This window comes from Carnobacterium sp. (assembly GCF_032094055.1).
Taxonomy (GTDB): Bacteria; Bacillota; Bacilli; order Lactobacillales; family Carnobacteriaceae; genus Carnobacterium_A.
Genome location: NZ_DAMDAK010000017.1, coordinates 27028 through 36388, shown reverse-complemented (window position 1 = coordinate 36388; position 9361 = coordinate 27028). Strand labels below are relative to the sequence as shown.

Sequence of the window (9361 nt, the reverse complement as noted above, 5' to 3'; positions counted from 1 at the left end):
GATTTAGTCTACGGCTGACAATCGAGTGTACGGCAACAACAAAATAGCTGGCAGCAACAATGGCATCATTTGCTTTATGTGGGGAAGAACCATGTCCCCCAACTCCTTGGATCGTCACGTGAAAATTGGCACGGCCCGTTTGTACGTTGCCTTCACGGTAAAATACTTTGCCGGCTTCCATTTCAGACATCACATGAATCCCCATTACGTTGTCTACTCCATCTAATGCGCCATCTTTGATCATACCGATTGCTCCACCTGGTGGAACCTCTTCAGCTGGTTGGTGTAAGATAACAACTTTTCCTTCCAACTGTTCTTTCATTTCAATTAAAGATTCAGCTAAAATCAACATATAGGCTGTATGCCCATCGTGACCACATGCGTGCATCACGCCTGGCGTTTGAGAAGCAAATGGCAAATCAGTTTCTTCTTGAATAGGCAATGCATCAAAATCAGCACGAATCGCAAGGGTTTTACCTGGTTTTCCGCTGTCGATCGTCACTACGATGCCTCGGCCTCCAACATTGGTACGAACTTGGCAGTCTTTGCCTTCATAAAATGCTGCGATATAGTTAGCTGTTTGTTCTTCTTGAAAAGATAGTTCTGGATGCATATGCAAGTAACGATAGATTTCAATCATGTGATCATGTTTTTCAGATAATTTATTAAATAATTGCGCTTTGATTGTTTCGTTCATATTCTCTCTCCTTTTAATTTTATGTCTTATTTTTGTGGTTCCTCATCAGCACTTATCTAGTATACTGCCTTTAAAAAATAAAAAAAGGACGTTTATTACGAAAAAAATCCGTATTTTTGCTATCTTTCTTTAAAAAATAATGGAGAAAGCAAATAACAAGGGGATGTTTTTGTCATAAAGCCCTTTCAATATTTTACTGTTACCAAATCTCTCTAATTAAGGACACAAAAAGACACCCACTGCTCAAAAATTAAACAGTGGGTGTCTTTTGTATTGCTTAATGTATTTTTTAAAATGATTTGGCACAGCAACTAAAAGAAACAAAAAATTTTACTTCTAACCAATCGCTTTGCGGAATTCAATCAACTGGATAGCATTGCTTGCCATTGATGCAAAGAAGCCCCAATTTCCATCAATCACTTCATCAATGATCTCTAACCTAGGCAGGGAAGAGTTTGAGATATACTCAATCGCTTCGTAATCCACCCCATATTTGCTGTTTAGTTGTCCCCATTTAGTATAAAGACCGCCATTTTCACTATCAAAATAGTATTTTCGAACTTGGTAATCTCCTGGATCCATCCCTACCAGTTGAACATGAAGTTCTTTTTGATGGTTCCGCATAAATAACTCATCAACAGAATAGCGAGGATTAAAATTTTTCTCATTGAAAAGAAGCAGTTGATAGCCTTCCTCATTCTGAGTCATAAGATAATCTTCTCCTTTTGCACTTAATTCGCCATATAAGCGCTCTTTAAGCATCATTGTAAAAAACGCAGGACGTCTGCCATTGTAAAAGTGGAATAATTCCAGCCCGTCTACTAATAAATCGCGTCTTCCACTAATTCGTTCATGAATTTCATTATTTATCCAAAAACCTAATCCTTCCACTTCAGAACCCAAATCCAGAACCGTTTTTAAAATCAATGCTCCTCTAAAAAAGGTTCCATTTGTATAGCGAGTATTCCCAGTCAGCGTATTCCAACTTTCCAAATAAAGTGGTTTATTTAATTGGTGCTTTTTTAGGAACCGTTTCATTTTCAGTGTTTTGTTTAAAATATAATCTTGGCTTTCGAGAAAATTTTCATCGCTAATTTTGGAAAAATCAATCGCTTCATTCTGATCGGCATTATAACAAATAAATTCGATATTATTTGTTTGATTAAATTGCCATTGATGGTGTACTGAAAGATTGTCTTTATCTTCATTGTAGGGAAAGAACGTTCCAATCTGCATTTGAGTAGTGTATTTTTTTATAATATTATACAATTTCAGATAAATCCGTTCCAATTCCTGAGACAGAACCATTGTTTCTTTAGGGACATAGTAAAGTATTTTCCATTGTTCAACAAATTTCCGACCAAATACTTGCATGGCATGAACAATAAATTTATCAAGCTCACTAAAAAAGTATGTTTCATTATAGATGACTTCTTTGTAGGGTATTCTTAAAAAAAGGCTGATTTCCTGCTCCTTTAAAAATTGCAAAGCTAAATCGGAATTCGCATATTTAGGCGTAGTCGGTATTAATTCATCCGTTTCTACTTCAGGAGTCAAGGTTCCACCCGTAATCAGATGTTGCACACTAATAAAATTGACTCTTACTTTTTTCTTTGTTAGAAGAACTTGTTGCCGAACATTTTCGTTTAGTAATTCCTTCAAATCACCTATAAATAAAATGTGTTTTTCTTCTTTCGTTGTTTCGGAAAGTCCTTGTTGTCCGACTTTTATTTTTCGCTCTTCAATGGGGATTTCATGTGCTAATAAATTTTGGCTTGTTGTTCCTTCTAGATATTTAGCCAATTGAATGAGTACTTCCGGCGATTCCGCAACTCGTTTGTCTTCCAACTTATTTAATGGTGTTTCTTGTTTCTTCAACTCCTCATTCCGATGCATTTTGCGGTATTGTGTCGGAGTCTGATTGTATTCTGCTTTGAATGCTGCTGCAAAATTTTTAGCTGTTGAAAAGCCATTCTTTACAGCAATCTGAAATAAATTATCTGTTGAATACAGCAGATCTTCTACGCTGTGTTTTAGCCGAATGGATTTTTGGTACTGCAAAAATCCCATTCCTGTCGTCTGTTTAAAATAACGCGATAAATAGGTCGGCGATAGGTATTCGCTCTCAGCTACTTCTGCTAATGTTAACGGCTCAGCATATTCTAATTCCAGCATTTGAATGATTCGTGTGATGCGTTCATCTTTATTTTCATTACTGTTAGAATTCAAATTTTCTGACTTAAAGTAGCGAGTGATCAAAAGCATCGTTTGATATAATGCACTTTTCTCTTTTAGAAAACTACCTTCTTCTTTACGTAAATTAGCGATGACCAATTCAGCTAAAAGCCGACGCAAACCGGCTATGATGTTTTCTCGCCCAATATCCAACTCTTTTGAATAACATTCAAATGAATAATGGAAATACTTTGGATAATGCATAACAAAAAAGTGGCTAGAAATACTCAGACTAATCATAATGTTTTCTTTGCTTCCTGAAATAGAATAATAGTCTTTTCGATTAATAATCAAAATATCATTTTTTTCTAAAAAGTAACTCTTGCCATTAACGATTGCTGTTGACGTCCCTTTGATTAAGAATAATATCCGTAAGCCATAGTATTGTTGTGTTGCCGAATAGGCAATATTTTCTATTGTAATCTCATAATCCGCCGTACTATCTTTTGCCATCAACTTTCTCCTTTTGAGTATTTATCCTTTATTATACACCATTTCACTAGTGCTAACAGATAAAGAGATAGCATTGAAATGATCCTCCTTTAAAAGTTCTCCTATTTTTTATATGTATTTTTCAAACAGACCTTCATGTTGTTCTTCAACTACATCATTAATTCGTTTTAAAAATAATAGACAAAACATATAACTTTTATAGTCATTTGAAACATTCAATCTACGTAATATATTTGTAGATTCCTATAAATGAAATCTCATTAAATATGATAACGTTTGTTCTATTTATAAAAAATAAAAACCGACAAAGAAATTTTGCCGGTTTACATCTATCTTGTTGTTAGATTTAACGTTCAATTTATTTTTTTAATAACGAAGCAGCTGGCTCATCAATGATAACAATAACATTCTCGTGATTTCTTAAAGCAGTAACAGGACATTCTGGAGTAATTTCACCTTCTAAAAATGCTTTAACTGCTTCAGCTTTATGCGCACCTGAAACTAATAACAATACTTTTTCAGCATCTAGAATTTCTTCAAATCCCAGTGTAAACATTTCAGTTGGTGCTTCTTCTCGAGTGATACCATATTCTTTCATTGTGCTTTGAATAGTTGATTCTTCATGCTGAGCCAAAAACATGGTGGAGTCAAATGGAGTACCTGGTTCATTGGCCCCAATATGTCCATTCGTTCCAAGTCCTAATATTTGAATATCTCTTCTGTTTTGAGAAAGAAGCTCTTTATATCTTTCAATCTCTTGATCAGGGTTGTCCGTTTCTCCATTGATCAAGTAGGCTTGTTTAGGTTGGCTTTGAATTAAGTTAAAAAGGTTTTCATACATATAGGTCCGAACAGTATAAACAGCATTTTTTGGACCTACATACTCATCTAGATTGAAAATGGTAGATGTACTGATATCAAGACCATTGTTTATCCCTTCTACTAAATACTTAAATAATCCTCTAGGTGTGCCTCCTGTATTTAAAGAAAGTATCGGTTCTTTATTTTCTTCAATGACTTCTTTTAATTCTTCAAACGCCTTTTTCGACATTTCGTCATAATCTTTTACAAAAATAGTTTTCATATCTTTTTATCCTCCAAGTTGCTTCAACTTTATAGTCATTATTATGAATGAAGCCGTTGTTTTTTATTTTATTCTACTTATTTTTGAGCTCTTATTTCTTTTTTTAGTGACTGAGCTGCTTTTTCAACTTTTCCGCCATAGACCACTTGAATATTATTTTGATCAATTTTAACTAGTCCCATTGATCCTGTTGAGGCTAGCAAACGTTCATTGACAACAGAAGTGTCTTTTAATACTAAGCGTAAACGTGAGATACAGTTATCAATTTCAGCAACGTTTTCTCTACCGCCTAATGCACTTAAAATAGTTGCTCCTAAGTTATCATCTGATGCAATAATTACATCTTCTTCAGCATCTTCTTCAATGGTGGTTCTTCCAGGAGTTTTCACGTCAAAACGTTCGATAACGTATTTGAAAACAAAGTAGTATACAACTGCGTAGATTAACCCTACTGCCACACACAAATACCATCTAGTATACGTACCTTGCAAAATACCGAATATGGTTAAATCAATCATACCACCGCCGGCATTTCCTACAGCAACGTTCATTAAAGTCATCAATAGGAAAGACAACCCTGCCATAAATGCATGGAATATCCAAAGAATCGGAGAGATAAAGATGAACGCGAATTCAATCGGTTCAGTTATACCCGTTACAAATGAAGTTAACGCAGCAGCAAAAAGCATTCCTTTAATTTTTGGTCGTTGTTCTAAATAAGAAGTTTTATACATTGCGTAACATGCTCCAGGCAACCCGAATAACATAAAAGGATGGTACCCTTGAGTTAAGAATCTTGTTGATTGTCGCAATATATCCAAATTCATGTTTGGAGAAGCCATTTCAGCATTAAAAATAGATAAAGCTCCTGAAACCGTTTCTCCATCTACTGTAGCAGTTCCGCCAAGCGGAGTAAAGCGAATCAATTGATTTAATACATGATGTAATCCAGTTGGAATCAATAAACGTTCTGAGAAACCATAAATGAAAGAACCAAAAGCACCTGATTTTCCAATCAAACTACCTAACCCATTGATAGCTGTATTGAAGAACGGCCATACAAAGTAAGAAAGAATAGAAAGAAATGGAATCGTTAAAATAATGACGATTGGAACAAATCGATTTCCACTAAAAAAACTAAATGCTACAGGCAATTGTTTTGTATGGTAACGATTGTGAATAAAAGCTGTCCAAAGACCAACTACGATCCCTCCGAAAACCCCCATCCGATAGGTAAAAATACCGAGCATCGTTTCATAGACACTCCCAATTTCTACTGCATGGATATCGCTTGTTCCATGACTTGTTAAATACTCAACAGAAGTAGTATCAGCTGTAATATTATTCAGTTGCAATAAATAATTAATGACTACATGAAATAGAACAAATCCAATAACGACTGAAAATCCAGCAATTTCTTTATCTTCTTTCGCCATGCCTGTCGCAACAGAAATAGCAAATAAAATTGGCAGTAAGCCGAACATTGTGGACACAATCGCTTGTACTCCGCCTATAAACGTTTGAATTGCATGAGCATTAGATAGTCCTTCGCCGACAATAGCCGGATTTTGTAAAATAGATACAATTCCTAATAACATTCCTGATGCTACAATAATGGATAATGGGCCCATCAAAGTTTTTCCTAATTTTTGAATCTGTGTTCTCATTTTCTCCCACCCTCTTTAAATTTAATAGAATAACCTAAGATACAATAACAAGATAAAACATCTTCCTCCTTATCAGTAAACGTTTACAGTCGACTTGCTAAATAAAGGTTATCATCCTATACGAAACTTATCAATCGCTTTCATACAGATAAATTCACGAACCAGAACACGGTTTTTGATTCATTTCCTGAATGATTATTCAGGTTTTTTCGTCTTGCTCTATTCTTTCAGTGGATGCAAAAAAAGATTGGCAACAATCAATGTTGCCAATCTTTGCGTCATTCTTTTATTTGTAAAAATAGACTCATTTAACTATTCAGAAGTTATTCTTCTTGAAGAAAGGACTGTGAATGATCTTTACTGTGATTAATGAATCCTTCATACAACAAACTTAAAACCAAATTCAATGTACAAAAAGAAGTATTGTTTAAATTACTGGTTTTGTTCATATTTGATACTTGATAATAAAGATTATAATCTGTCAGATAAGATAATGGGTTCCTTGAAAAAACGGTCACTGAAACCATTGGTGTTCCTTTAAGCGAGATGCTTTTAAGCACCGTCTCTATAGAATCCACATTTCCTGATAACCCTATAATAAACAATAGGTCGTCTGATGTAATACTTTGAGCAATTAATTCCAGCTCTACCTTGCTAGGGATAATAATCAAATGAATGTTACTGTTCATCAAACACCTTGAAAATTCGCTCAACATCAAGCCTTGTCCATAGCCCGTACCATAAGCAAAAATCCGTTTAGAACTAACCATTAATTCATAAATTTTTTCAGCACTTTTATCTTGTTCAAATAAACGAATAGTAGCTTTGACATCTTCTAATACAGTAGACGTGTTAAAATAATCGTTGCTGGAAACTTTAGTGTTTTCTATTCTTTTAATTTCTTCTTTTAAAAAATAGCGAAATTCGCTATACCCTTTAAATCCAAGTTTTTTAACCATACGAATAATTGTTGAAGCTGAAACATTCGAGTATTGAGCAATTTCAGATACCGTTTTGTCTCCGCATAATTCAATGTTTTGACTAATAAAACTGATAACATACAAATCATTGTCATTTAACGAGTCGTAATATTTATTAACAAGCTGTTCGAGCCTCATGAATTAGCCGCCTCCTCTACTAACTAAATCTTAATACACAAATCAGTTTACCACATGGAGGGAGCTGATTAAAAGATTGAATCTGTTTAAGCGCGTGCTTCGAAGAACAATACGGTTTTCCTAATCCACCAGTATTCTAATACGCTGAAAGTTAATTTTATTTGCTAAAGCTTCTTGCTGCTTTCAAGCAATTTTCATTCTATAAAGCAAAACTAGATCTTACTCTGTTTGAAAACACAGTAAGATCTAGTGAATCAGGAGTTTTATTCAATTTAAATTTATTTATTAAAACTATTTAAACAATATCTTAATCAACTTAGTTTTCTACTTAATTATTTTCCATACAAATATCCATCGTTAAGTTTAACAGCACATCTGCTCCTTTTTTCAAGTCAGCATAATCTGTCCATTCATCTGGATGATGCGAGATACCGTCTTTGCTTGGAACATAAATCATATTGGTAGGAGCAAAATCAGTCATGATCATAGCGTCGTGTCCAGTTCCATTATTAATGATTGCATGCGAATAACCTAATTTATCGCAGATTACCTTCATTTTCTCTACATTTTCAGCATCCATCACGCTTGGCGGAGTTGGGTTTGGATAGCCAATACGAGCCATTTCTAGCAACTCAGTTTGAACTCCCGTTTCTGCTTCGATGTCTGCTAAAACTTTCTTGATTTCTTCTTTTAGATTAGTGCTGTCAAGAACTGCTTTATCAAATGTTCTAATTTCCACTAATGCTTGTACATAATCCGGAATAAACTGATTAGAGTTCGGAGAAATATCTAAAGCACCAACTGTACCTGCAATTCCTGATCCTAATCCTTTCATGATCTCGTTAACAGCGATAACAAATTTCGAAGCTGCTACTAATGCATCTTTGCGTGTGTCCATTGGAGCGGTAGAATCTTCTAGCTCTCCATGGAATCGTACTTTATAACGGCCAATTCCTGGCAAATATTCAATCAAACCAATATCAACATTGTCTTTTTCTAAAATGGGTCCTTGTTCAATATGCAATTCTACGAAATTCTTAATTGATTTTGGCGCTCTTTTAGCACTTTCTAAATCAGGAACGAGTCCATATTCTTTCATCGCTTCTAATTTTGTTTGTCCATGACGGTTTTTAACTGTCTCAAGTTCTTTTTTCGTCATTGTGCCTACCATCGCACGCGAGTTGGAGACACCAGTTCCTGGGCCAAATGTTTCGCCTTCTTCTGCATTCATTAAAATCAACTCAATCGGGTAATCGTTTTCAATGTTATTTTCTAATAAAACACGCATGGTTTCTAATGCAGAAATGACCCCTGCTGCTCCATCAAAAGCACCACCATTAACAACTGAATCATAATGAGAACCAATCATAACAACTGGGGCATCTTTTAACTTTCCTTCTTTACGGCCGAATAACGTTGAGAAACCGTCTTCCCAAATGGTTAAGCCAAGCTTTTTCATTTCATTGATTAAATACTCTTTCGCTTGCTGATCTTCTTTTGAATAAGCGGAACGAGTAACTCCATTTCCAGGTGTCGCATTAAAAGTCGCCAAGGTTTCAATATTTTCAATAATTCGCTCTAAATTTGTTTCCAACATGTGATACGCCTCCGGTATGTTAGTTTATTTTTCTCAAACTCATGGTAACACCGGAAAATATTGTAAACAACGTTCTGAGAGTACTAAGAAAAAATATTCACGTTTAGAATATTTTTTCTCTAGAATTATTTATATTGCCTTCCTCTAGAGTATGACTAAAGTTAATGATAAAAATGAGTTTTTCAAAAGTTAATTGTTTATTTTAAATTAACGTTTCACTGATTTTTTTGAAGGTGTATTATATACTATCTATTAAAGAACATTACCTTCCCTATGTTTTTAGCTACTAAAAATAGCTTAGTATATGAATCACTTTTATTTTCTTAAATAAATTTCTACTCAGGAGGACTTATGAAAAACTTTGTTACACAATCATGGTTATTAGAAAATAGTTCAAATGATGAGTTATTACTGCTGGACGCTCGGGCAGAATTAAATGATGCAGCAGCAGGTTTTACTCAGTATAAAGAAGGACACATCAAAAATGCTCACTTTGTGTCTATGGAAAAT

Annotated in this window: 7 protein-coding genes and 1 pseudogene; 1 reads left to right on the top strand and 7 read right to left on the bottom strand. The window is 34.5% G+C overall.

Translation table 11 applies throughout. From position 1 onward, the window contains the following. The 7 genes and pseudogenes from RT405_RS04385 to RT405_RS04360 form a co-directional block, all read right to left on the bottom strand. Positions 1 to 631, bottom strand: a pseudogene (locus RT405_RS04385) (amidohydrolase); the annotation flags it as partial. Positions 632 to 1033: 402 nt separating this feature from the next. Beyond that, positions 1034 to 3385: a helix-turn-helix domain-containing protein gene (locus RT405_RS04380; protein ID WP_313467889.1), complete on the bottom strand. Its 2352-nt coding sequence runs from the start codon at positions 3383 to 3385 to the stop codon at positions 1034 to 1036. A 108-nt stretch (positions 3386 to 3493) separates the two neighbouring features. After that, on the bottom strand, positions 3494 to 3616 hold the full coding sequence (locus RT405_RS13490) for a type I restriction-modification system subunit M N-terminal domain-containing protein (RefSeq protein ID WP_396163253.1): 123 nt from the start codon (positions 3614 to 3616) through the stop codon (positions 3494 to 3496). Between the two features lie 127 nt (positions 3617 to 3743). After that, positions 3744 to 4469, bottom strand: a complete 726-nt coding sequence (locus tag RT405_RS04375; protein ID WP_313467887.1) for a glucosamine-6-phosphate deaminase — start codon at positions 4467 to 4469, stop codon at positions 3744 to 3746. A gap of 77 nt (positions 4470 to 4546) precedes the next feature. Next, the gene (locus tag RT405_RS04370) at positions 4547 to 6136 is read right to left on the bottom strand and encodes a PTS transporter subunit EIIC (protein WP_313467885.1); all 1590 of its coding nucleotides are present in this window, start codon (positions 6134 to 6136) and stop codon (positions 4547 to 4549) included. A gap of 323 nt (positions 6137 to 6459) precedes the next feature. Continuing rightward, positions 6460 to 7254, bottom strand: coding sequence for a MurR/RpiR family transcriptional regulator (locus tag RT405_RS04365; protein ID WP_313467883.1), 795 nt, complete (start codon positions 7252 to 7254; stop codon positions 6460 to 6462). 328 nt (positions 7255 to 7582) lie between these two features. After that, entirely contained in the window at positions 7583 to 8851 is a 1269-nt protein-coding gene (locus RT405_RS04360) for a Zn-dependent hydrolase (RefSeq protein WP_313467882.1), read from the bottom strand. Between the two features lie 351 nt (positions 8852 to 9202). Between RT405_RS04360 and RT405_RS13485 the strand changes: the two genes are divergently transcribed. Continuing rightward, positions 9203 to 9361 (top strand): rhodanese-like domain-containing protein (locus tag RT405_RS13485; protein ID WP_396163250.1); only part of this gene is annotated, 159 nt, incomplete at its 3' end.

What these genes read in the sequence shown, in the direction of transcription:
- RT405_RS04380 (WP_313467889.1), bottom strand. Translation starts at nt 3,385, where the DNA reads ATGGCAAAAGATAGTACGGCGGATTATGAGATTACAATAGAAAATATT.
- RT405_RS04375 (WP_313467887.1), bottom strand. Translation starts at nt 4,469, where the DNA reads ATGAAAACTATTTTTGTAAAAGATTATGACGAAATGTCGAAAAAGGCG.
- RT405_RS04370 (WP_313467885.1), bottom strand. Translation starts at nt 6,136, where the DNA reads ATGAGAACACAGATTCAAAAATTAGGAAAAACTTTGATGGGCCCATTA.
- RT405_RS04365 (WP_313467883.1), bottom strand. Translation starts at nt 7,254, where the DNA reads ATGAGGCTCGAACAGCTTGTTAATAAATATTACGACTCGTTAAATGAC.
- RT405_RS04360 (WP_313467882.1), bottom strand. Translation starts at nt 8,851, where the DNA reads ATGTTGGAAACAAATTTAGAGCGAATTATTGAAAATATTGAAACCTTG.